The sequence below is a fragment of the Streptomyces durocortorensis genome (genome assembly GCF_031760065.1).
Lineage (GTDB): Bacteria > Actinomycetota > Actinomycetes > Streptomycetales > Streptomycetaceae > Streptomyces.
In genome coordinates, this window is sequence record NZ_CP134500.1 from 6,680,078 (window position 1) to 6,703,168 (window position 23,091).

The window sequence follows — 23,091 nt, forward strand, 5'->3', positions numbered from 1 at the left end:
TACCCCTCCAGGTCCGTACGACAACGCCGGGGCGAACCGCCCGACGTGGCCAGTGAACTACGGGTGGGGGGTATCCGGCAACACGGTACTGAACACCGTTGTCATATGCTCTGACCTGCGAAAACGTTCCGCAGGTCAGAGCGTCGGGATGATCGCGGGCGGAGGTTCGGAGGTGTGCCCGGACCGCTCACCGAGGCTGCCCGGAGTGTGCCTCCGGGTGACGCAGGCACCAGCCCTCCCAGGCCGACTCCACCATCTCGCGCACGCTCCGCCGAGCCGTCCAGCCCAGCTCCTCGGTGATCCGCGCGGCCGACGCCACCGCCTTCGGCGCGTCACCGGGGCGGCGCGCCTCGGCCACCGGCTTCGGGCCGAGCCCGGTCACCTCGCCGATCACCTCGGCCAGCTCCCGTACCGAGACACCCTCGCCCCGGCCGACGTTCACCGTCAGGTCGCCGTCCCGCCCGCCGAGCCGCCGGGCGACCGCGAGATGCGCCTCGGCCAGGTCGGCGACGTGAATGTAGTCACGGACACAGGTGCCGTCCGGCGTCGCGTAGTCGTCGCCGAAGATCCGCGGGGCCTCACCGCGCGTCAGCCGCTCGAACATCATCGGAACGATGTTGAAGACCCCGGTGTCCGCCAGCTCGGGAGCCGCCGCGCCCGCCACGTTGAAGTACCGCAGACAGGCGGTCGAGATCCCGTGGGCCTTCCCGGTCGCCCGCACCAGCCACTCACCGGCGAGCTTGGTCTCGCCGTACGGGTTGATCGGCCGGCAGGGCGTCTCCTCGGTGATGAGCTCCGCATCCGGTACGCCGTAGACGGCCGCCGAGGAGGAGAAGAGGAAGCGCCGCACGCCCGCCGCGACCACGGCCTCCAGCAGGACGGCCAGTCCCGCGACGTTCTCCCGGTAGTACAGCAGCGGCTTCTCCACGGACTCGCCGACCTGCTTCTTCGCGGCGAGATGCACCACACCGCTCACCGCGTGTGCGGACAGCACCCGGTCCAGCAGCTCCCGGTCGGAGGCCGAGCCCTCCACCAGCGTGACGGCTTCCGGCAGCCGGTCCACGACGCCCGTGGAGCGGTCGTCGAGCACCACGACCCGCTCTCCCGCCGCGACCATGGCCCGCGCCACGTGCGCCCCGATGTATCCCGCCCCGCCTGTGATCAGCCATGTCATGGCCGTCAGCCTAAGGGCTGTCCCTTTTCAGGCCGCCGGCTCGCGGTTTGTCGGCCGGGCACCGATCCATGATGATGATCGCGAACGGCCCCGGCCCGATCAGGCCCACCCGAACAGCGCGCGAACGGGTGGTGAACTCGGCCTTCCGTTCATCCGATAGCCTCAGCCGACATGCCGCAGGCAGGCCCCGTGGCCGTGCCGTCGTGTGTCGTCCCCCGTCAGCGCCAAGGAGTGAGTTCGTCTGTCGACCGCCATCCTCACCGGTGCGCCGGTACCCGGATCGTCGCTCGCGGACGATCTGCGGTCCCTGGGCTTCGACGTGCAGACCGCCGTCGACGCCGGTGACGCCGCAGCCCTCCTCGCCGCTGTCCCGGCGGGCCGTCGCGTCGCGCTCGTCGACCCCCGCTTCGTGGGCCACGTGCACGCACTGCGGCTCGGCCTGACCGACCCCCGCTTCCCCGCCGCCGCCGTCCCCGGTGCGCTCACCGCCCAGCCGGAGGCGCGCGGCGCCCTGCTGCGCGCGCTGCACCGCGCCACGGCCGCCGTCGGTGCGGGCGCCCCCGTCGTCGAACCGGACGCCGACCCCGCTCCCGAGGACCGCACCGTCCCCGGCCGCATCGCCGTAGCCCTGGACGCCGAGGGCGTCGCCGTCAAGCGCCCCGAACTCGGCTCGCTCACCGCCGCCGTACCCACCGACGCCGGACAGCGGGCGGTCGCCGAGACGGCCCGCGACGCGGTCGATGACGAGGCGGTACGGCTGCGCAGCGCGGTCAAGGCTCACGACGGGTTCTTCACCACCTTCTGCATCAGCCCCTACTCCCGCTACATCGCCCGCTGGTGCGCCCGCCGGGGCCTCACCCCGAACCAGGTCACCACCGCCTCGCTGATCACCGCGCTCATCGCGGCGGGCAGCGCGGCGACCGGCACCCGGGGCGGCTACATCGCCGCCGGACTCCTGCTCCTCGTCTCCTTCGTGCTGGACTGCACCGACGGGCAGCTCGCCCGCTACTCGCTCCAGTACTCCACGATGGGCGCCTGGCTGGACGCCACCTTCGACCGGGCCAAGGAGTACGCGTACTACGCGGGCCTCGCCATCGGCGCCGTACGGGGCGGCGATGACGTCTGGGTCCTGGCGCTCGGCGCCATGGTCCTCCAGGCCTGCCGCCATGTCGTGGACTTCTCGTTCAACGAGGCCAACCACGACGCGGTCGCCAACACCAGCCCCACCGCCGCCCTCTCCGGCAGGCTCGACAGCGTCGGCTGGACGGTCTGGGCACGCCGGATGATCGTGCTGCCGATCGGTGAGCGCTGGGCCATGATCGCGGTGCTCACCGCGCTCACCACCCCGCGCATCGTCTTCTACGCCCTGCTCGTCGGCTGCGGCCTGGCCGCCTGCTACACCACGGCGGGCCGCCTGCTGCGCTCGCTGACCCGCCGGGCCAGCCGTACCGACCGTGCCGCGCAGGCCCTCGCGGACCTCGCCGACTCCGGGCCCCTGGCGCAGGCCGTCGCCGCGGTCGCCCCCGGACTCCGGGGCGCGTTCACGGCCCCGGCCCTCGCCCTGCTCGGCACCCTCGTGATGGTCGGCGGGGCCCTCCTCCTCCCGTACGGCAGCTGGCTCACCGTCGCCGCCGCCGCGGTGTACGTCCTGCTCTCCGGCCTCGCCGTCGCCCGCCCGCTCACGGGTGCGCTGGACTGGCTGGTGCCGCCGCTCTTCCGGGCCGCGGAGTACGTCACGATCCTCGTGCTGGCGGCCCGCAGCGACGTCCCCCACGCCGTTCCGGCGGCCTTCGGGCTCGTCTCGGCCGTCGCCTACCATCACTACGACACGGTGTACCGCATTCGCGGAGGCACCGGCGCGCCGCCCCAGTGGCTGGCGCGGACGATCGGTGGACACGAGGGCCGTACCGCGCTGGTGGCCGTCCTCGCCGCCGTACTCACCCACACCTCAGGTTTCACCACGGCCCTGACCGCGCTCGCGGTCGCCGTGGCTCTGGTGGTGCTCGTGGAGTCCATCCGCTTCTGGGTGTCCTCCTCGGCCCCCGCCGTACACGACGAAGGAGAACTCGCATGATCGGCCTCGTACTGGCAGCCGGTGCAGGACGACGTCTGCGCCCCTACACGGACACGCTCCCCAAGGCGCTCGTCCCTGTCGACGGCGACAAGACCGTCCTCGACCTCACGCTCGCCAACTTCGCAGAGGTCGGACTCACCGAGGTCGCGATCGTCGTCGGCTACCGCAAGGAGGCCGTCTACGCGCGCAAGGCCGAGCTGGAGGCCACGTACGGCCTGACCCTCACGCTCATCGACAACGACAAGGCCGAGGAGTGGAACAACGCCTACTCCCTGTGGTGCGCCCGTGACGTCATCAAGCGCGGTGTGATTCTCGCCAACGGCGACACCGTCCACCCGGTCTCCGTCGAGAAGACCCTCCTGGACGCCCGGGGCAAGGGCCAGAAGATCATCCTCGCGCTCGACACAGAGAAGAACCTCGCCGACGAGGAGATGAAGGTCATCACCGAGGAGGGCAAGGGCGTCCAGCGCATCACCAAGCTGATGGACCCGGCCACCGCCACCGGTGAGTACATCGGCGTCACCCTCATCGAGCCCGAGGCCGCCGAGGAGCTCGCCGACGCGCTGAAGACCACCTTCGAGCGCGACCCCGACCTCTACTACGAGGACGGCTACCAGGAGCTCGTGAACCGCGGCTTCACCGTCGACGTGGCCCCCATCGGCACCGTGACCTGGGTCGAGATCGACAACCACGACGACCTCGCCAAGGGCCGGGAGATCGCGTGCCAGTACTGACCCGGCTCATTCCGTCCCCGGTCGTCGTCGACATCCGGCGCGGCGCCATGGACGATCTGGCGGGTCTCCTGGCCGATCAGCGGATCTCCTCCTCGGGCAAGCTCGCCATCGCGATCAGCGACGGCTCCGGGCGCGCCCTGCGGGAGAGGCTCGCCCCGGTCCTGCCGGGTGCCGACTGGTATCCGGTCTCCGACGGCACGATCGACTCCGCGGTGAAGCTCGCCGACGGCATCAAGGGCAACCGGTACGACGCCGTCGTCGGCCTCGGCGGCGGCAAGATCATCGACGTGACGAAGTACGCCGCGGCGCGGGTCGGGCTGCCCATGGTCGCCGTCGCGACGAACCTCTCGCACGACGGACTCTGTTCCCCGGTCGCCACGCTGGACAACGACAACGGGCGAGGCTCCTACGGGGTCCCCACCCCGATCGCCGTGGTCATCGACCTCGACATCATCCGTGCGGCGCCCGCCCGGTACGTCCGCTCCGGCATCGGCGACGCGATCTCGAACATCTCCTGCGTCGCCGACTGGGAGCTGGCCCACGAGGTCAACGGCGAGGAGATCGACGGCCTGGCGGCCGCGATGGCCCGCCAGGCCGGTGAGGCCGTGCTGCGCCACCCCGGCGGGGTCGGCGACGACGCCTTCCTGAAGGTGCTGGCCGAGGGGCTCGTGCTCACCGGCATCTCGATGTCGGTCGCGGGCGACTCGCGTCCGGCGTCCGGCGCCTGTCACGAGATCAACCACGCCTTCGACCTGCTCTACCCGCAGCGCGCTGCCAGCCACGGCGAACAGGTCGGCCTCGGCGCCTGTTTCGCCATGCACCTGCGCGGCGCCCGTCAGGAGTCCCTCCTGATGGCGTCGATACTGCGCCGGCACGGTCTGCCGGTCCTGCCGGAGGAGATCGGCTTCAGCGTCGACGAATTCGTCAAGGCCGTCGACTACGCGCCGCAGACGCGCCCGGGACGCTTCACGGTCCTGGAGCACCTCAACCTGTCCACCGACCAGATCAGGGACGCGTACGCCGACTATGCCAAGACCATCAGTAGCTGAACTCCGTCCGGTCGTTCACCCGCCGGGGGTCAAGGACCGGCGCAGCGGCGAGCACTGGGCCGGGCGCATGTACATGCGTGAGGTCTCCCTGCGCGTGGACCGCTACCTGGTGAACACGCGCGTCACGCCCAACCAGGTCACGTACGTGATGACGCTCGCCGGTGCGCTCGCCGCCCCGGCGCTCCTGGTGCCGGGCATCCCCGGCGCCCTGCTCGGCGTGCTCATGGTCCAGCTCTACCTGCTGTTCGACTGCGTGGACGGCGAGCTCGCCCGCTGGAAGAAGCAGTACTCGCTCAGCGGCGTCTATCTGGACCGGGTCGCCGCCTACCTGTGCGACGCGGCGGTGCTGGTCGGCCTCGGCCTGCGCGCCGCCGACATCTGGGGCGAGGGCCGGATCGACTGGCTCTGGGCGTTCCTCGGCACGCTCGCCGCGCTCGGCGCGATCCTGATCAAGGCCGAGACGGACCTGGTCGGCGTGGCCCGTCACCAGGGCGGGCTGCCGCCGGTCAAGGAGGCGGCATCCGAGCCGCGTTCCTCCGGCATGGCCCTGGCCCGCCGGGCCGCCGGGGCGCTCAAGTTCCACCGGCTGATCCTCGGGATCGAGGCCTCGCTGCTGATCCTCCTGGTGGCGATCCTGGACACCATCGGGGGCGACCTCTTCTACACCCGCCTGGCCACGGCCGTCCTGGCCGGTATCGCGCTGCTCCAGACCCTGCTGCACCTGGTCTCCGTCCTGGCGTCCAGCAGGCTGAAGTGACGTCTGCCATGAAACTGGGCGCGGTGATCATCACCATGGGCAACCGCCCCGACGAGCTCCGCGCCCTCCTCGATTCGGTCACCGCCCAGCACGGTGACCGGATCGAGGTCGTGGTCGTCGGCAACGGCGCCCCGGTGCCGGACGTCCCGGCCGGGGTGCGCACCGTGGAGCTGCCGGAGAACCTCGGCATCCCCGGCGGCCGCAACGTCGGCATCGAGGCGTTCGGCCCGTGCGGGGCCGACGTGGACGCCCTGATCTTCCTGGACGACGACGGGCTGCTCCCGAACCGGGACACCGCCGAGCTGTGCCGCCGGGCGTTCGAGGCGGACCCGAAGCTCGGCATCATCACCTTCCGGATCGCGGACCCGGACACCGGCGTCACCCAGCGCCGCCACGTACCCCGGCTGCGGGCGGCCGACCCGATGCGCTCCTCGCGCGTGACGACCTTCCTGGGCGGCGCCAACGCCGTACGGACCAAGGTCATCGCCGAGGTCGGCCCGCTGCCGGAGGAGTTCTTCTACGCGCACGAGGAGACGGACCTGGCCTGGCGGGCGCTGGACGCGGGCTGGATGATCGACTACCGCGCGGACATGGTGCTGAACCACCCCACCACCGCCCCCTCCCGGCACGCGGTCTACCACCGCATGGTGGCCCGCAACCGGGTCTGGCTCGCCCGCCGCAACCTCCCCGCCCCGCTGGTTCCCCTCTATCTGGGGGTCTGGCTGCTGCTGACCCTGGTCAGACGCCCGTCGTTGCCCGCACTGCGGGCGTGGTCCGGCGGTTTCCGGGAAGGCTGGTCGACGCCCTGCGGCCCCCGCCGCCCGATGAAGTGGCGTACGGTGTGGCGGCTGACGAGGCTGGGCCGACCTCCGGTCATCTGAGAGGCTTTCCTCTGAGAGCATGAGGCGTATTTTCTTTCCGGAACCTGTCCGCCTGAGCCGCGCCCGCGACTGGCTGCGCGTGAAGACGAGAGTTTCAACTTGTGAGTGACACGACCCACGACGGTGGGGTAGCCCTCGGCACCCCACCGTCCGCCGACGAGGGCCTGAGCGCCGCCCAGCTGGCCGCCAGGCACGGCCTGACCGTGAGCGGCGCCAGGCCCGGGCTGTTCGAATACATGAGACAGCTCTGGGGCCGACGCCACTTCATTCTGGCCTTCTCCCGGGCGAAGCTGACCGCGCAGTACAGCCAGGCCAAACTGGGCCAGCTGTGGCAAGTGGTCACGCCCCTGCTGAACGCCTGTGTCTATTACCTGATCTTCGGGCTGATCCTGGGGACCAGGGAGGGGATTCCCCACGACGTCTTCGTGCCGTTCCTGGTCACCGGCGTCTTCGTCTTCACCTTCACCCAGAGCTCCGTGATGGCGGGGGTCCGGTCGATCTCCGGGAACCTCGGACTGGTCCGGGCCCTCCACTTCCCCCGGGCCTCGCTGCCCATCTCGTTCTCGCTCCAGCAGCTCCAGCAGCTGCTGTTCTCGATGATCGTGCTGGTCGCGGTCGCCGTCATCTTCGGCAGCTACCCCTCGCTGTCCTGGCTCCTGGTGATTCCCGCCCTGATTCTCCAGTTCTTCTTCAACACCGGCCTGGCCCTCGTCATGGCGCGGCTCGGCGCCAAGACCCCCGACCTCGCGCAGCTGATGCCGTTCGTCATGCGGACCTGGATGTACGCCTCGGGCGTCATGTTCTCCATCCCGGTCATGCTCAAGGACAAGCCGGCCTGGATCGCCGACGTGCTCCAGTACAACCCGGCGGCGGTCTACATGGACCTGGTCCGCTTCGCGATGATCGACGGATACGGCTCCGAGAACCTGCCGGACCACGTCTGGGCCGTCGGCCTGGGCTGGGCCGTGCTGCTGGGCGTCGTGGGATTCGTGTACTTCTGGAAGGCAGAGGAACGGTACGGCCGTGGCTGAGGACAACGCACAGGGGCGCATTCCCACGGTGATCGCCGACGACGTGCACATCGTGTACCGGGTCAACGGCACGGGCGGCGGCCGGGGCAGTGCCACCGCGGCGCTGAGCCGCATGATGCGGCGGGGCAAGGGCGAGCCGCGCGGGGTCAGGAAGGTGCACGCCGTGCGCGGTGTCTCCTTCACCGCCTACCGCGGTGAGGCCATCGGCCTCATCGGCACCAACGGCTCCGGCAAGTCGACGCTTCTGCGGGCCATCGCCGGTCTGCTGCCGACCGAGTCCGGCCAGGTGTACACCGACGGCCAGCCCTCGCTGCTCGGCGTGAACGCGGCGCTGATGAGCGATCTGACCGGCGAGCGCAACGTCGTCCTCGGCGGTCTGGCCATGGGCATGAGCCGGGACGAGATCCGCGAGCGCTACCAGGAGATCGTGGACTTCTCCGGGATCAACGAGAAGGGCGACTTCATCACCCTGCCGATGCGGACGTACTCCTCCGGTATGGCGGCGCGCCTGCGCTTCTCCATCGCCGCTGCCAAGAACCACGACGTCCTCATGATCGACGAGGCGCTGGCCACCGGCGACCGCAAGTTCCGGGTCCGCTCCGAGGAACGCATCCGCGAGCTCCGCAAGGAGGCGGGCACCGTCTTCCTGGTCAGCCACAACAACAAGTCGATCCGGGACACCTGCGACCGGGCCCTCTGGCTGGAGAAGGGCGAACTCCTGATGGACGGGCCCACCGAGGAAGTCCTCAAGGCGTACGAGCGCGAAACGGGCAAGTAGCCCCCGTCCGTATCCCGTGGCCCCTGCCGGACCGATCCGGCGGGGGCCACGCGGTGTGAGCCGCCGGGAAACCCTCCGCAGTAGGGCCCAGGGGCGATCTCCTCCCGGCGGATGACGTCAATTCGACCGTGCGCGGGGAAGGTTGAACGGAACGACGGCGACGTGGCGCGAGGCGTTCCACCCCGGCGCGGCTCTGTGAGCTGTACAACGTAAGCTGTAGCGGTGCTGATTCATGGCAAGTGGGGCGATCCGCCCCCGGCACTTCGCCCGCTGTGCCGCAGTGCACTCGGAAGCACGAGCGGCGTGTCCGAAAAGGGATGTTTTGGGTCAGCAGTGTAGAACGGGAGATGTGACGGCAATGACGGAAGATCTCCAGCTCCGACGTGGTTTCGCCGTCCCCGCGCCGGGCGGTCGGCAGTGACCTCCACCCCCGAGGCGCGCACCGGTGACGCCACCCTGGGCAAGGCCGCGGACGAGAACTTTCCCGTCGCGCCCTTCTTCCTGCCCCGCGCCTGGCGCGACGACCTGATGGCGGTCTACGGCTACGCCCGGCTCGTCGACGACATCGGCGACGGCGACCTCGCCCCCGGTGGCGGCGACGCCCGCCACCTGGGCCTGGAGCCGGAGCAGAGCGACGACCGGCTCGCCATGCTCGACGCCTTCGAGGCCGATCTGCACCGGGTCTTCGCCACCACCGGCGAGGAACCGCACCACCCCCTGCTCCGCGCCCTGCGCCCCACCGTGCGGCGCCGAGCGCTCACCCCCGAGCCCTTCATCGGCCTGATCGAGGCCAACCGGCAGGACCAGAAGATCCGCCGCTACGGGACCTACGCCGAGCTCGCCGCGTACTGCGAACTCTCCGCGAACCCGGTCGGCCGCCTGGTCCTCGCCCTCACCGGCACCACGAGCCCGGAACGTATCCGCCGCTCCGACGCCGTGTGCACCGCGCTCCAGATCGTCGAGCACCTCCAGGACGTGGCCGAGGACCTCGGACGCGACCGGATCTATCTGCCCGCCGAGGACATGGACCGCTTCCACGTCACCGAATCCGACCTGGGCCGGCCGTCCGCCGGAGCCTCGGTGCGTGCCCTGATCGCCTACGAGGCCCGGCGCGCGAGCGAGCTGCTGGACGCGGGCACCCCCCTGGTGGGCAGCGTCGACGGCAGGCTCAAGCTGCTCCTCGCCGGATTCGTCGGAGGCGGCCGCGCCGCGCTCGCCGCGATCTCGGCCGCCGGGTTCGACGTACTGCCCGGACCGCCCAAGCCCACCAAGCCCAGGCTGCTGCGCGAAGTGGGAACCGTCTTGCGAAGAGCGCGTGGAGAGAGGTGAGCCGGACCGTGGAGGGACAGACGACGTACATGTCGCCGCCGGTGCAGGCCGCATACAGTTACTGCGAGGCCGTCACCGGACAGCAGGCACGTAACTTCGCCTACGGCATCAGGCTGCTGCCGTACGACAAGCGGCAGGCCATGTCGGCGCTGTACGCCTTCTCCCGTCGGGTCGACGACATCGGCGACGGGGAACTGGACCCGGAGACCAAGCGGACCCGGCTGGAGAGCACCCGCGAGCTGCTCGACCGGATCCGGAAGGGCTCGGTCGACGAGGACGACACCGACCCGGTGGCCGTGGCGCTCACCGACGCCGCCCGCCGGTTCCCGCTGCCGCTCGAAGGGCTCGACGAACTGATCGACGGCGTCCTGATGGACGTGCGCGGCGCGACCTACGAGACCTGGGACGACCTCAGGACGTACTGCCGCTGTGTCGCGGGTGCCATCGGCCGCCTCAGCCTCGGCGTGTTCGGTACGGAACCGGGGGCCCGCGGTGCCGAGCGCGCCGCGGAGTACGCCGACACCCTCGGCCTCGCCCTCCAGCTCACCAACATCCTGCGCGACGTCCGCGAGGACGCCGGAAACGGGCGCACCTACCTCCCCGCCGACGACCTGGCCAAGTTCGGCTGCTCCGCGGGATTCCACCGGGCCACCCCGCCCCCCGGCTCCGACTTCGCGGGCCTGGTCCACTTCGAGGTCCGCCGCGCCCGCGCCCTGTTCGCCGAGGGCTACCGCCTGCTGCCGATGCTCGACCGTCGCAGCGGCGCCTGCGTCGCCGCCATGGCCGGGATCTACCGCCGCCTCCTCGACCGGATCGAGCGCGACCCCGAGGCCGTCCTGCGCGGCCGGGTCTCGCTGCCCGGCCACGAGAAGGCCTACGTCGCGGTGCGCGGCCTGTCCGGACTGGACGCCCGCCACATCTCGAAGCTGACCGCCAGGGGGCGAGCCTGATGCGTTCTCCCAGGTCCGGACCTTCGGTCGCCCTCCGGTGGCCCGACGCGTCCCTGACTGCGACGATCTGCGTGACGGCGACCCGCCGCACTGCGACGATCCGGCGAGAGGGGCCCGCATGAGCGACGACCTCCCGCGCCCCGTCGCGGTCGTCGTCGGCGGCGGCCTCGCCGGCATCACGGCGGCCCTCCGCCTGGCCGACGCCGGTCTTGATGTGACCTTGCTCGAAGGGCGGCCCCGCCTCGGCGGCCTCGCCTTCTCCTTCCAGCGCGGCGACCTCACCGTCGACAACGGTCAGCACGTCTACCTGCGCTGCTGCACCGGCTACCGCTGGTTCCTCGACCGGATCGACGCCGCCCGGCTGGCGCCTCTCCAGAACCGCCTGGACGTGCCCGTGCTCGACGTCGGCCGGGCCGCCGGACCGCGCCTGGGGCGGCTGCGCCGCACCGCCCTGCCGGTACCGCTGCATCTGGCGGGCGGCCTCGCCGCCTACCCTCACCTCTCGCTCGCCGAGAAGGCGGCCGTCGGCCGCGCGGCCCTCGCCCTCGGCCGCCTCGACCCGGCCGACCCCGAGCTCGACCGCGTCGACTTCGCGACCTGGCTCCGGCGGCACGGCCAGTCGCAGCGCGCCGTCGAGGCGCTCTGGGACCTCGTCGGCGTCGCCACGCTCAACGCCACCGCCCCCGACGCCTCCATGGCGCTCGCTGCCAAGGTCTTCAAGACCGGACTGCTCTCCGAGCCCGGCGCCGCCGACATCGGCTGGGCCACCGTCCCCCTCGGCGAGCTGCACGACACCCTCGCCCGCAAGGCCCTGGACACCGCGGGCGTCCGCACGGAGCTGCGCGCCAAGGTGGGCTCCCTGACCCGCACCGAGGACGGCCGGTGGACCGTCGAGACGGCCGGGGAGCGGATCACCGCCGACACCGTCGTCCTCGCCGTCCCGCAGACCGAGACCCACGACCTGCTGCCCGAGGGCGCGCTGGACGAGCCGGACCTGCTGCTCGACATCCCCTACGCCCCCATCCTCAACGTGCACGTCGTCTACGACCGCAAGGTGCTGCGCCGGCCGTTCTTCGCCGCCATCGGCTCCCCGGTCCAGTGGGTCTTCGACCGCACCCACTCCTCGGGACTCGTCGGCCCCGGGCAGTATCTGGCCGTCTCGCAGTCCGCCGCCCAGGACGAGATCGACCTCCCCGTCGCCGACCTGCGCGCCCGCTATCTGCCCGAGCTGGAGCGGCTGCTCCCCGCCGCCCGCGGCGCGGGCATCCGGGACTTCTTCGTCACCCGGGAGCGCACCGCCACCTTCGCGCCCGCCCCGGGCGTCGGGCGGCTGCGCCCCGGCCCCCGCACCCGGGCGCCCGGCCTCCAGCTGGCAGGGGCCTGGACCGACACCGGCTGGCCCGCGACCATGGAAGGTGCTGTGCGCAGCGGCACCGCAGCCGCCGACGCGGCCCTCCAGGACCTCGGCCGCCCCCATGGACATCCGCTGCAGGAGGCGGCATGAGCAGTACCACCGGAACAAGAGGAGAGTCAGTGACCCCGGCGAATCCGGCTTTCGACACCGTGGCCGACACCACGGATGTCACCGCGCTTCTGGAGCGCGGACGAGCCCTGTCAGCGCCGGTGCTGCGGGCTGCCGTGGACCGGCTCGCGCCGCCCATGGACACCGTCGCCGCCTACCACTTCGGCTGGATCGACGCCGAGGGACGCCCCTCGGACGGCGACGGCGGCAAGGCCGTGCGTCCCGCCCTCGCCCTGCTGTCCGCCGAAGCGGCGGGCGCCCCCGCCGAGGCCGGCGTCCCCGGCGCGGTGGCCGTCGAACTCGTGCACAACTTCTCGTTGCTGCACGACGACCTGATGGACGGCGACGAGCAGCGCCGCCACCGCGACACAGTGTGGAAGGTGCACGGCCCGGCCCAGGCGATCCTGGTCGGCGACGCGCTTTTCGCACTCGCCTACGACCTGCTGCTGGAGCTCGGCACGGTAGAGGCGGGCCGCGCGGCGCGGCGGCTGACCACCGCCACCCGCAAGCTCATCGACGGGCAGGCCCAGGACATCTCCTACGAGCACCGCGAGCGGGTCACCGTCGAGGAGTGCCTGGAGATGGAGGGCAACAAGACCGGCGCTCTGCTGGCCTGCGCGGTCTCCATCGGCGCGGTGCTCGGCGGGGCGGACGACCGCACAGCCGACACCCTGGAGGCGTACGGCTACCACCTCGGCCTCGCCTTCCAGGCCGTCGACGACCTGCTCGGCATCTGGGGCGACCCGGATTCGACGGGCAAGCAGACCTGGAGCGATCTGCGCCAGCGCAAGAAGTCCCTGCCCGTCGTCGCGGCGCTCGCCGCGGGCGGCGAGGCCTCCGAGCGGCTGGGCGAACTGCTTGCCGCCGACGCCAAGAGCAGCGACTTCGACAGCTTCTCCGAAGAGGAGTTCGCCGCCCGCGCGGCGCTCATCGAGGAGGCGGGCGGCCGTGAGTGGACCGCCCAGGAAGCCCGTCGTCAGCACGCGGTCGCCGTCGAGGCGCTGCATGCGGTCGACATGCCGCACCGGGTGCGGGAGCAGCTCACCGCGCTCGCGGACTTCGTGGTGGTACGCAAGAGATGATCAGCACGCGCATATGACTCGCAGTCGCCGGCCGGCGCCCTGATCTGGGCGTCGGCCGACGGAGACCCCAGCACAGCAGAGAAACCACTGCACGTAAGGGGAAGCTCATGACAGCGACGACCGACGGACCGACCGGGGCCGCCAGCCTGTCGGCACTCCCGGCCGCCCATCCGGCCGACACGACCATCGCCGCGGACGACGTGCTCGCCGCCGCGCGGCGGGCAGCGGAACGCTCCGTGGAGCACCTGCTCGGCAGACAGGACGAGCAGGGCTGGTGGAAGGGGGACCTCGCCACCAACGTCACCATGGACGCCGAGGACCTGCTCCTGCGCCAGTTCCTCGGCATCCAGGACCCCGGGACCACCCGGGCGGCCGCCCTCTTCATCCGGGGCGAACAGCTCGGTGACGGCACCTGGAACACCTTCTACGGCGGCCCCGCCGACCTCTCCGCCACCATCGAGGCGTACGTCGCCCTCAGGCTGGCCGGGGACCGCCCCGACGAGCCGCACATGGCGCGCGCCTCCGGATGGATCAGGGAGCAGGGCGGCATCGCGGCCGCCCGGGTCTTCACCCGGATCTGGCTCGCCCTGTTCGGCTGGTGGAAGTGGGACGACCTCCCCGAACTCCCGCCCGAGCTCATGTTCTTCCCCAAGTGGGTCCCGCTCAACATCTACGACTTCGGCTGCTGGGCCCGCCAGACCATCGTTCCCCTGACCATCGTCTCCGCGAAGCGCCCGGTGCGGCCCGCCCCCTTCGCCCTGGACGAGCTGCACAGCGACCCCGCCCGGCCCAACCCGCCCAGGAAGCTCGCCCCGGCGGCCAGTTGGGACGGCCTCTTCCAGCGCCTCGACAAGGGGCTGCACCTCTACCACAAGGTCGCCCCCCGCCCGCTGCGCCGGATCGCGATGAACGCGGCGGCCCGCTGGATCATCGAGCGGCAGGAGAACGACGGCTGCTGGGGCGGGATTCAGCCACCGGCCGTCTACTCCATCATCGCCCTGCATCTGCTCGGCTACGACCTCGACCACCCGGTGATGCGGGCCGGACTGGCCTCGCTGGACCGGTTCGCCGTCCATCGCGAGGACGGGGCGCGGATGGTCGAGGCCTGCCAGTCGCCCGTCTGGGACACCTGTCTGGCCACCATCGCACTGGCCGACGCCGGACTGCGGCCCGACCACCCGGCCCTGGTGAAGGCCGCCGACTGGATGCTGGACGAGGAGATCACCCGGCCCGGCGACTGGTCGGTACGGAAACCCGAACTCGCCCCCGGGGGCTGGGCGTTCGAGTTCCACAACGACAACTACCCGGACATCGACGACACCGCCGAAGTCGTCCTGGCGCTGCGCCGGGTGCGCCACCCCGACCCGGCCCGGCTGGAGGCCGCCATCGCCCGCGGGGTCCGCTGGAACCTCGGGATGCAGTCCCGCAACGGGGCCTGGGGTGCGTTCGACGCGGACAACACCAGCGCCTTCCCCAACCGCCTGCCGTTCTGCGACTTCGGCGAGGTCATCGACCCGCCGTCGGCCGATGTCACCGGCCATGTCGTGGAGATGCTCGCCGTCGAGGGGCTCGCGAACCACCCCCGTACCCGGCAGGGCATCGAGTGGCTGCTGGCCGAACAGGAGGCGTGCGGGGCCTGGTTCGGCCGCTGGGGCGTCAACTACGTCTACGGCACGGGGTCGGTGGTGCCCGCCCTGACCGCCGCCGGGCTGCCCGCCGGGCACCCCGCGATCCGCCGGGCCGTCGACTGGCTGGAGTCCGTACAGAACGACGACGGCGGCTGGGGCGAGGACCTGCGCTCCTACCAGGAGGAGAAGTGGATCGGGCACGGTGAGTCCACCGCGTCCCAGACCGCCTGGGCGCTGCTCGCCCTGCTCGCCGCGGGCCGCCGCGACACCCCTTCGGTCGCCCGCGGGGTCACCTGGCTGACCGAGGCCCAGCAGGCCGACGGCTCCTGGGACGAGCCGTACTTCACCGGTACCGGCTTCCCCTGGGACTTCTCGATCAACTACCACCTCTACCGCCAGGTCTTCCCCCTCACCGCACTCGGGCGCTACGTCCACGGCGACCCGTTCGCCGACCGTACGGACCTGGGGGAGGGGACCTGATGGGCCATCCGCGCGGACCGGGACCCCCCGTTCCGCCGCTGCTGGTCGCGTGCGCGCTCGGCATCGAGCAGGTGGCCCTGCGCAGCGGCAGGGGCGCCCCGGGCCCGGTGCGGGTCCTGCGTACCGGAATGGGCCCCCGGGCCGCCGAGGCGGCCGTGGCGCGCCTCCTGGGGCCCGGCGGGGTCCCCGACGCCGCGGTCATCGCCTCCGGCTTCTGCGCCGGGCTCGCTCCCGGGATGCACCCCGGGGACCTAGTCGTCGCCGAGGAGACCCGGGACGCCGACGGCTCCACGCCCTGCACCGGGACGGGCGTCCTGGTCGCCGCGCTCGCCCGGGCGGTGCCGGGCCGCACCGTCCACACCGGCCCGCTCACCGGCTCCGACCACGTCGTACGAGGCCCCGAGCGGGCCGCGCTGCGGGCGGGCGGGGCGATCGCCGTGGACATGGAGTCCGCCGCGACACTGCGCACCGCCCTGTGCCACGGACCGCGCCCGGTTGCGGCCGTCCGGGTGGTCGTGGACGCTCCAGAGCATGAGCTCGTCCGCATCGGCACGGTACGCGGTGGAATATCAGCCTTCCGTGTTCTCCGTGCCGTCCTTCCGGCTTTCTATGAATGGCACCGATCTTTACTGCTCCCCAGGAGGTGAGCTAGATGGCCATGCCGCTCCGTCAGTCCATCAAGGTTGCGACGTATCTCTTCGAACAGAAGCTCCGCAAGCGTGAGAAGTTCCCGCTGATCGTCGAGCTGGAGCCGTTGTTCGCCTGCAACCTCGCCTGCGAGGGCTGCGGGAAGATCCAGCACCCGGCCGGTGTCCTGAAGCAGCGCATGCCGGTCGCCCAGGCGGTCGGAGCGGTGCTCGAATCCGGCGCTCCCATGGTGTCCATCGCCGGTGGCGAACCCCTGATGCATCCGCAGATCGACGAGATCGTGCGCCAGCTCGTCGCGAAGAAGAAGTACGTCTTCCTGTGCACCAACGCGATGCTGATGCGGAAGAAGCTCGACAAGTTCACTCCGTCCCCGTACTTCGCGTTCGCCGTGCACATCGACGGACTGCGCGAGCGGCACGACGAATCCGTCGCCAAGGAAGGCGTCTTCGACGAGGCCGTCGCCGCGATGAAGGAGGCCAAGCGACGCGGCTTCCGCGTCACCACCAACTCCACCTTCTTCAATACGGACACCCCCCAGACCATCATCGAGGTCCTCAACTACCTCAACGACGACCTCCATGTCGACGAGATGATGATCTCGCCCGCCTACGCCTACGAGAAGGCGCCCGACCAGGAGCACTTCCTCGGCGTCGACCAGACCCGCGAGCTGTTCAAGAAGGCCTTCGCTGGCGGCAACCGGGCCCGCTGGCGGCTCAACCACTCGCCGCTCTTCCTGGACTTCCTCGAAGGCAAGGCGGACTTCCCCTGCACCGCCTGGGCGATCCCCAACTACTCGCTCTTCGGCTGGCAGCGCCCCTGCTACCTGATGAGCGACGGCTACGTACCGACGTACCGTCAGCTCATCGAGGAGACCGACTGGGACAAGTACGGCCGGGGCAAGGACCCGCGCTGTGCCAACTGCATGGCGCACTGCGGCTACGAACCCACGGCGGTGCTCGCCACCATGGGCTCTCTCAAGGAGTCCCTGCGTGCCGCACGGGAGACGGTCAGCGGGAGCCGGTGACGAGGTGAACAGCGGGCGGCCGACGGTCCGGGTCCCTCCCGGGCGGTCGGCCCGCCCCTGAGCCGAGGAAGGAGACCGGGCCGTGCGCCGGCGCCGCAGCGGAGAGACCGCTTCCCCGCACACGCCGAACGTGCCGAGGCGCTCGCCGGGATCGGGCTCACCCCGGCCGGGATCGCCCGGCACATTCGGTGCCGCTCCCACGGTGAGGCGGAAGACCCCCACGGACCAGCACACCCCGAAGGAGAAGAGCGGGCGATGACGGACGGCGGACCCAAGGGCTTCGACCTGGCGCGGCTCCTCGCCGAGCGTGGGGCGGAGCGGTACGACCTGCATGCGCGCCACCTCAATCACCAGCTGCCGCGCATGCTGCACACCATCGGCTTCGACAAGGTCTACGAGCGGGCCGAGGGCGCGTACTTCTGGGACGCGGACGGCAACGACTACCTCGACATGCTCGCCGGGTTCGGTGTCATGGGGATCGGCCGGCACCACCCGGTCGTCCGGCAGGCCCTGCATGACGTCCTCGACGCCCAGCTCGCCGACCTCACCCGCTTCGACTGCCAGCCGCTGCCCGGACTGCTCGCCGAGAAACTCCTCGCCCACAGCCCGCACCTGGAGCGCGTCTTCTTCGGCAGCAGCGGTACGGAAGCCGTCGAGACGGCACTGAAATTCGCCCGCTACGCCACCGGCAGGCCCCGGATCCTCTACTGCGACCACGCCTTCCACGGGCTGACCACCGGCTCCCTCTCGGTCAACGGGGAGCGAGGGTTCCGCGACGGCTTCGCCCCGCTGCTGCCGGACACCGCGATCGCACTCGGGGACCTGGACGCGCTGCGCCGCGAGCTGAAGCGGGGCGATGTGGCGGCCCTGGTCATCGAGCCGATCCAGGGCAAGGGCGTGCACGCCGCACCGCCCGGCTTCCTGCGGCAGGCCCAGGAACTGCTGCACCGGCACAAGGCGCTCCTGATCGCCGACGAGGTGCAGACCGGCCTCGGCCGGACCGGCGACTTCTACGCCTACCAGCACGAGGACGGCGTGGAGCCCGACCTCGTGTGCGTGGCCAAGGCGCTCTCCGGCGGCTATGTGCCCGTCGGCGGGACGCTCGGCAAGGACTGGATCTTCCGCAAGGTCTACTCCTCGATGGACCGGGTCCTCGTCCACTCCGCGAGCTTCGGCTCCAACGCCCAGGCGATGGCCGCGGGCCTCGCCGTCCTCACGGTCATGGAGGACGAGGAGACCGTCGCGAACGCCCGGCGCACCGGCGACCTGCTGCGCGAACGCCTCGCGGCACTGGTGGACCGCTATGAGCTGCTGCACGAGGTGCGTGGGCGCGGGCTGATGATCGGCATCGAGTTCGGCCGCCCCGCCTCGCTGAAGCTCCGCAGCCGCTGGACCATGCTCCAGGCGGCCCGCAGGGGACTCTTCGCCCAGATGGTCGTGGTGCCGCTGCTCCAGAAGCACCGCATCCTCACCCAGGTCTCCGGCGACCACCTGGAAGTGATCAAGCTGATCCCGCCCCTGATCATCGGGGACGCGGAGGTGGACCGTTTTGTAGCCGCGTTCACGGCCGTGATGGACGAGGCGCACAGCGGCGGCGGGCTGATGTGGGACTTCGGCCGGACCCTGGTCAAGCAGGCCGTGGCCAACCGCTGACCGTCCCGTCGAGACGTTTGCCTCCTGGGCAAGTTATTTGCCCAGGAGGAAAGATCCTGGCCCAATGGAGGTATGAACCCTCCGGACGAAGAGGCGCCGGACGAGCTCCCCGGCGTCGCACCCCGACTGCGCGAGCTGCGCCGCGGCCGCGGCCTCACTCTGGAGACCGCCGCCCGGCGGGCCGGACTCTCCCCGGCCCACCTCTCCCGCCTGGAGACCGGCCGCAGGCAGCCGTCGCTGCCGATGCTCCTGGGGCTGGCGCGTATCTACGGTACGACGGTCTCCGAGCTGCTCGGTGAGCAGCCGCCCGAACGCGACGCGATCATCCGAGGCGGTGGCTTCGAGGGCGCGGAGGCGGACGGCTGGATGTACCGGCAGGCCGGCGGTTCCGGCCGCGCGATGCAGGCTCTGCGCGTCCGGGTGCCCTACGGGGCCCAGGGCGACCTGGTCCGGGTGCACCCCGGCGAGGAGTGGCTGTACGTGCTCGGCGGGCGGCTGCGGGTCGGGCTCGGCGACACCGTGCACGACCTCGACCCCGGCGACAGCGCCCACTTCGACTCGCTCACCCCGCACCGGATCGCGGCTCTGGACCACGGCGGCGCGGAACTGCTCTTCGTCCACTCCCTGCTCCAGAGCCCCGCGGCCGAGCTCTGCCTCGGCAACGCCCTCCACGTGCGCTGACCCCTTCGTTCCACCGGCCGCGAGGCCGGCAGAGAGGACCGTCATGTCCGATTCCGAGCATTACGACCCGCTGAGCCCGAGGCACCCGAAGAAGGGTGACTCGCAGGAGCGCCGGATGCCGCGCGGCCTCGTGATCCGGCTCTTCGCCTACCTCGTGGTCGGCCATGTGATCGCGGCCTTCCTCTACGTGCTCTTCGTGGTGGCGGGCGCGGAGTAGCCCTCAGCCCTGGTCGAGCAGCCGCTCGCGCAGGCGCTCCCGGGTCTGGGGGGAGACCTTCAGCCCCTCCGTCAGGTAGCGGTCCGTCGTTCCCCAGATCTCCTCGATCGTCGCGAAGGCCGCCGCCAGGTATTCGCGCTGCGCCCCGAAGAGCGGGTTGAGGAGCTCCATGACCTCGGGGGACATCCCGGTCTCGGACATGTCGGCGCGCTGCACCTTGTACCGGCGGTGGGGATCGTTGGACTTGAGGTAGTCCGTCTCGATCGCCTCGCGCTCGACGCCGACCGCCAGCAGAGAGACCGCTATCGAGAGCCCGGCCCGGTCCTTGCCCGCGGCACAGTGCATCAGCGCCGGGACGCTGTCCTCGGCCAGTGCGTGCAGGACCCGGCTGTGCTCGGCGGTGCGGTCCTTGATCGTCGACCGGTACATCCGGATCATGCGCTCGGTGCCCTGGCCGTCCGCGAGGATCGAGCGCAGCTGCTCGATGTTCCCGTCGCGGACCAGGCGCCAGAACTCGGCGCCGTCGGCCGGGTCCGAGAGAGGAATGCTGACATTGCGGACACCGGTCAGCTCGATGTCGTACCCGTCGAGCCGGTGGTCGGCGGAATTGCGGAAGTCGAAGACCGTGTGCAGCCCGAGCCCGCCGAGGAAGGCCGCGTCCTCGGCGGTGGCGTGCGCCAGGTGGCCGCTGCGGTAGAGCCGGCCGAAGGCGGTGTGCCTCCCGTCCGTGGTGGGGAGCCCGCCCACATCGCGGAAGTTGCGGACTCCGGTCAGGGCGGTCTCTGCCGGCGGGACCTGCGGCACCTGCTGCGTCACGGGGGCTCCTGGAATCTCTGGCGCCGGCGCGGCTCGCCGGCGAGGGCGCTCCCGTGACGATACGACATCGATTCGACGGAAAATCATCACGGTTGCCCGCTCCGGCCGGGGTGTCGCGGGGGTGTGTCTGACGCCGCATCACGAGTCCCGCCCGCGACATGTCCGTATTGGTGCATTTCGCAGAACATGCCCCGCTAATGGGGGAGATGGGATTCCGTGGGTGAGCGGGATCATATCCGTGACGGTCCGTGGTGATCGCTCCCCGGCCCATTCCCGTTGCCCGTACGGAAAGCCAAGATCCGTAATCCACGGAGTGTGACGGGAAATCCGGACCGCGATCGAATCCATGATTCCCACGCGCAACCGATGGCTTGTTCTGCTCGTCCTGACTCGTTTACGGTCACCGTCAATCCGGACGGACCGCCTAATCCTGCCGCCGCCCGGAATTCGCACCCACCCACTCACGTGTGGCAGGAGCGGGGGACCCAGGTAAGTCGCCGGCCCGGAGTGATCCGGACCGGCTCGGGGTGAAGTCGCCACCGTGCGACCGGGCATCTCCAGCCCGAACCCGACAGCTCACCTCGCAGGCGCCGGAGAGGAAATTCCCCATGCCCGCAAAGGGTAAGCACCGCCGTCCGAAGTCCGGCCCGATCTCCCGCGGCGTGCTCGCAGCGGGAACCGGCGGCGCCGCACTCGCCCTCCCGCTCATCGGCGCCACCGGAGCCGGCGCCGCGCAGCAGGCCGCTCCCGCCGTCAAGCCCGCCGCCGCGTCGGTCGCCGCCGCGCACACCGTGCCGCAGACCGCCCCCGTCGAGTCGAAGGCCGCCCCGAAGACCTACTCCGTGGTCCGGGGTGACTACCTGTCGAAGATCGCCGCCGAGCACCAGCTCAAGGGCGGCTGGCAGAAGCTGTACAAGGACAACCGCTCCACCGTCGGCGAGAACCCCAGCCTGATCCTCCCCGGCATGAAGCTGACCCTCGGCACCAAGGCGTCCGCCCCGGCCGCTCCTTCGACGGCCGGGAAGTCCGCACCGGCTCCGCAGGCCGCCCCGAAGAAGGCCGAGCAGGCCGCCCCCAAGGCCGCCCCCAAGGAGGACCCGAAGCCGGACACGATCTCCGCCGACGACTCCGAGGGCTCCGGAAGCTCCGCGCAGACCGGCTCCTCCGAGGCGACCGGCTCCGGCTGGACGACCCCGCTGGCCAACGCCAACGTCACCACCCAGTACCGCGCTTCCGGCTCCAGCTGGTCCAGCGGCTACCACACCGGCTCGGACTTCCAGGCCCCCTCCGGCACCCCGATCCGCGCCATCGGCCCGGGCACCGTGGTCTCGGCCGGCTGGAGCGGTTCGTACGGCAACGAGGTCGTCATCAAGCACGAGGACGGCATGTACTCCCAGTACGCCCACCAGTCCTCGCTGAGCGTCTCCGTCGGCCAGACCGTCACCGGCGGCCAGCAGATCGGGCTCTCCGGCTCCACCGGCAACTCCACCGGCCCGCACCTCCACTTCGAGGTCCGCACCGGTCCGGGCTACGGCTCCGACGTCGACCCGATCGCCTACCTGCGACAGCACGGCGTCTCCCTCTGATCCGAGGGCGACAAGAAGTGAGTGAGGGGCGGTGCGCGGCGGCGCACCGCCCCTCCACTTATTCCAGCTTTACCAAAACCTGACCGGGTGGTCTATCTCACCACCCGTCAACCCCATATTACGGTCGCGTAGGTCACATTGAACGGTGCAGGATATGTGCTTGTGGCAGACGATTCGAGAAACAACCAGCAGCACATCATCGGGTCGTACGCGGCGATTGGCGACAGCTTCACCGAGGGCGTCGGGGACCCCGGCCCCGACGGGACCTTCGTCGGCTGGGCGGACCGGTTCGCGGTGCTCCTCGCCGACCGGCTCCCGGCCCCCGACGTGGCGACCAGCCCGGAGGACTCCCCGCACGGGGACTTCCGCTACGCCAATCTCGCCGTACGCGGACGTCTCCTCGACCAGATCGTCGAGGAGCAGATCCCCCGCGCCAAGGAACTGGCCCCCGACCTGGTCAGCTTCTGCGCGGGCGGCAACGACATCATCCGGCCCGGCGCCGACCCCGACGACCTCGCCGAGCGCTTCGAGCGGGCGGTCGCCGATCTGAGCAACGCCGTCGGTACGGTCATGGTCACCACCGGCTTCGACACCCGGGGCGTTCCGGTGCTGCGCCACATGCGCGGCAAGATTGCCACGTACAACGTCCATCTGCGGGCCATCGCCGACCGCTACCACTGCCCGGTGCTGGACCTGTGGTCGCTCCGCTCCGTCCAGGACCGACGAGCCTGGGACAACGACCGGCTCCACCTGTCGCCCGAGGGCCACACCCGCGTCGCGCTGCGCGCCGCCCAGGTCCTCGGCCACGACGTGCCGGCCGACCCCGACCAGCCCTGGCCGCCACAGGCCCAGCGCAGCACCTTCGACGAGGGACGCGACAACATCCAGTGGGCGCGGGAGTACCTCGTGCCGTGGATCGGGCGGCGGCTGCGCGGCGAGTCCTCCGGCGACCACGTCGAGGCGAAGCGTCCCGACCTCCTGCCGCTGTAGCGGTCGC

Annotated in this window: 21 protein-coding genes and 1 riboswitch; of the genes, 19 read left to right on the plus strand and 2 right to left on the minus strand. The window is 71.1% G+C overall.

What is annotated here, in order from left to right:
• Nucleotides 1-187: 187 nt before the first annotated feature.
• Nucleotides 188-1,174 (minus strand): UDP-glucose 4-epimerase GalE, encoded by a 987-nt coding sequence (galE, locus tag RI138_RS29480; protein ID WP_311122331.1) that lies wholly within the window; start codon nucleotides 1,172-1,174, stop codon nucleotides 188-190.
• A 319-nt stretch (nucleotides 1,175-1,493) separates the two neighbouring features.
• On the opposite strand from galE, the gene RI138_RS29485 reads away from it, so the two are divergent.
• The 17 genes from RI138_RS29485 (at nucleotide 1,494) to RI138_RS29565 (ending at nucleotide 19,692) form a co-directional block, all read left to right on the plus strand.
• A complete protein-coding gene (locus RI138_RS29485; RefSeq protein WP_311122332.1) occupies nucleotides 1,494-3,248 on the plus strand; it encodes a DUF5941 domain-containing protein in 1,755 nt (584 codons plus the stop codon).
• The gene (locus RI138_RS29490; RefSeq protein WP_096630855.1) at nucleotides 3,245-3,982 is read left to right on the plus strand and encodes a phosphocholine cytidylyltransferase family protein; all 738 of its coding nucleotides are present in this window, start codon (nucleotides 3,245-3,247) and stop codon (nucleotides 3,980-3,982) included. The genes RI138_RS29485 and RI138_RS29490 overlap by 4 nt, the downstream gene beginning before the upstream one ends.
• Nucleotides 3,970-5,031, plus strand: coding sequence for an iron-containing alcohol dehydrogenase family protein (locus RI138_RS29495; protein ID WP_311122333.1), 1,062 nt, complete (start codon nucleotides 3,970-3,972; stop codon nucleotides 5,029-5,031). The genes RI138_RS29490 and RI138_RS29495 overlap by 13 nt, the downstream gene beginning before the upstream one ends.
• Entirely contained in the window at nucleotides 5,009-5,788 is a 780-nt protein-coding gene (locus RI138_RS29500) for a CDP-alcohol phosphatidyltransferase family protein (RefSeq protein ID WP_096630852.1), read from the plus strand. Before RI138_RS29495 ends, RI138_RS29500 begins: the two co-directional genes overlap by 23 nt.
• Nucleotides 5,789-5,796: 8 nt before the next feature.
• Entirely contained in the window at nucleotides 5,797-6,669 is an 873-nt protein-coding gene (locus RI138_RS29505) for a glycosyltransferase family 2 protein (protein ID WP_311123055.1), read from the plus strand.
• 101 nt (nucleotides 6,670-6,770) lie between these two features.
• On the plus strand, nucleotides 6,771-7,700 hold the full coding sequence (locus RI138_RS29510; RefSeq protein ID WP_311122334.1) for an ABC transporter permease: 930 nt from the start codon (nucleotides 6,771-6,773) through the stop codon (nucleotides 7,698-7,700).
• The gene (locus RI138_RS29515) at nucleotides 7,693-8,478 is read left to right on the plus strand and encodes an ABC transporter ATP-binding protein (RefSeq protein WP_096630848.1); all 786 of its coding nucleotides are present in this window, start codon (nucleotides 7,693-7,695) and stop codon (nucleotides 8,476-8,478) included. Before RI138_RS29510 ends, RI138_RS29515 begins: the two co-directional genes overlap by 8 nt.
• Before the next feature lie 417 nt (nucleotides 8,479-8,895).
• Nucleotides 8,896-9,807, plus strand: a complete 912-nt coding sequence (gene hpnC, locus RI138_RS29520) for a squalene synthase HpnC (RefSeq protein ID WP_311122335.1) — start codon at nucleotides 8,896-8,898, stop codon at nucleotides 9,805-9,807.
• A gap of 29 nt (nucleotides 9,808-9,836) precedes the next feature.
• The gene (gene hpnD, locus RI138_RS29525; RefSeq protein WP_179500274.1) at nucleotides 9,837-10,757 is read left to right on the plus strand and encodes a presqualene diphosphate synthase HpnD; all 921 of its coding nucleotides are present in this window, start codon (nucleotides 9,837-9,839) and stop codon (nucleotides 10,755-10,757) included.
• Between the two features lie 118 nt (nucleotides 10,758-10,875).
• Entirely contained in the window at nucleotides 10,876-12,261 is a 1,386-nt protein-coding gene (hpnE, locus tag RI138_RS29530) for a hydroxysqualene dehydroxylase HpnE (RefSeq protein WP_311122336.1), read from the plus strand.
• Nucleotides 12,258-13,361, plus strand: a complete 1,104-nt coding sequence (locus RI138_RS29535; protein ID WP_311122337.1) for a polyprenyl synthetase family protein — start codon at nucleotides 12,258-12,260, stop codon at nucleotides 13,359-13,361. The genes hpnE and RI138_RS29535 overlap by 4 nt, the downstream gene beginning before the upstream one ends.
• Nucleotides 13,362-13,468: 107 nt before the next feature.
• Nucleotides 13,469-15,469: a squalene--hopene cyclase gene (gene shc / locus RI138_RS29540; RefSeq protein WP_311122338.1), complete on the plus strand. Its 2,001-nt coding sequence runs from the start codon at nucleotides 13,469-13,471 to the stop codon at nucleotides 15,467-15,469.
• A complete protein-coding gene (locus RI138_RS29545) occupies nucleotides 15,469-16,116 on the plus strand; it encodes a phosphorylase family protein (RefSeq protein ID WP_311122339.1) in 648 nt (215 codons plus the stop codon). The genes shc and RI138_RS29545 overlap by 1 nt, the downstream gene beginning before the upstream one ends.
• Before the next feature lie 5 nt (nucleotides 16,117-16,121).
• The gene (gene hpnH / locus RI138_RS29550; protein ID WP_096630839.1) at nucleotides 16,122-17,141 is read left to right on the plus strand and encodes an adenosyl-hopene transferase HpnH; all 1,020 of its coding nucleotides are present in this window, start codon (nucleotides 16,122-16,124) and stop codon (nucleotides 17,139-17,141) included.
• 255 nt (nucleotides 17,142-17,396) lie between these two features.
• A complete protein-coding gene (locus RI138_RS29555; RefSeq protein ID WP_311122340.1) occupies nucleotides 17,397-18,794 on the plus strand; it encodes an aspartate aminotransferase family protein in 1,398 nt (465 codons plus the stop codon).
• 72 nt (nucleotides 18,795-18,866) lie between these two features.
• Nucleotides 18,867-19,475: a helix-turn-helix domain-containing protein gene (locus RI138_RS29560; protein WP_311122341.1), complete on the plus strand. Its 609-nt coding sequence runs from the start codon at nucleotides 18,867-18,869 to the stop codon at nucleotides 19,473-19,475.
• 43 nt (nucleotides 19,476-19,518) lie between these two features.
• On the plus strand, nucleotides 19,519-19,692 hold the full coding sequence (locus RI138_RS29565) for a DUF6126 family protein (protein ID WP_311122342.1): 174 nt from the start codon (nucleotides 19,519-19,521) through the stop codon (nucleotides 19,690-19,692).
• A 3-nt stretch (nucleotides 19,693-19,695) separates the two neighbouring features.
• Here the strand turns inward: RI138_RS29565 and RI138_RS29570 are convergent, their stop codons facing one another.
• The gene (locus RI138_RS29570; protein ID WP_096630834.1) at nucleotides 19,696-20,508 is read right to left on the minus strand and encodes a tyrosine-protein phosphatase; all 813 of its coding nucleotides are present in this window, start codon (nucleotides 20,506-20,508) and stop codon (nucleotides 19,696-19,698) included.
• 444 nt (nucleotides 20,509-20,952) lie between these two features.
• Nucleotides 20,953-21,113: riboswitch (cyclic di-AMP (ydaO/yuaA leader) on the plus strand.
• A gap of 3 nt (nucleotides 21,114-21,116) precedes the next feature.
• Here RI138_RS29570 and RI138_RS29575 point away from each other — a divergent pair.
• Both RI138_RS29575 and RI138_RS29580 read left to right on the plus strand, forming a co-directional pair.
• Nucleotides 21,117-22,094 (plus strand): M23 family metallopeptidase, encoded by a 978-nt coding sequence (locus RI138_RS29575; protein WP_311122343.1) that lies wholly within the window; start codon nucleotides 21,117-21,119, stop codon nucleotides 22,092-22,094.
• A 162-nt stretch (nucleotides 22,095-22,256) separates the two neighbouring features.
• The gene (locus RI138_RS29580; RefSeq protein ID WP_096630831.1) at nucleotides 22,257-23,084 is read left to right on the plus strand and encodes an SGNH/GDSL hydrolase family protein; all 828 of its coding nucleotides are present in this window, start codon (nucleotides 22,257-22,259) and stop codon (nucleotides 23,082-23,084) included.
• Nucleotides 23,085-23,091: the final 7 nt, after the last annotated feature.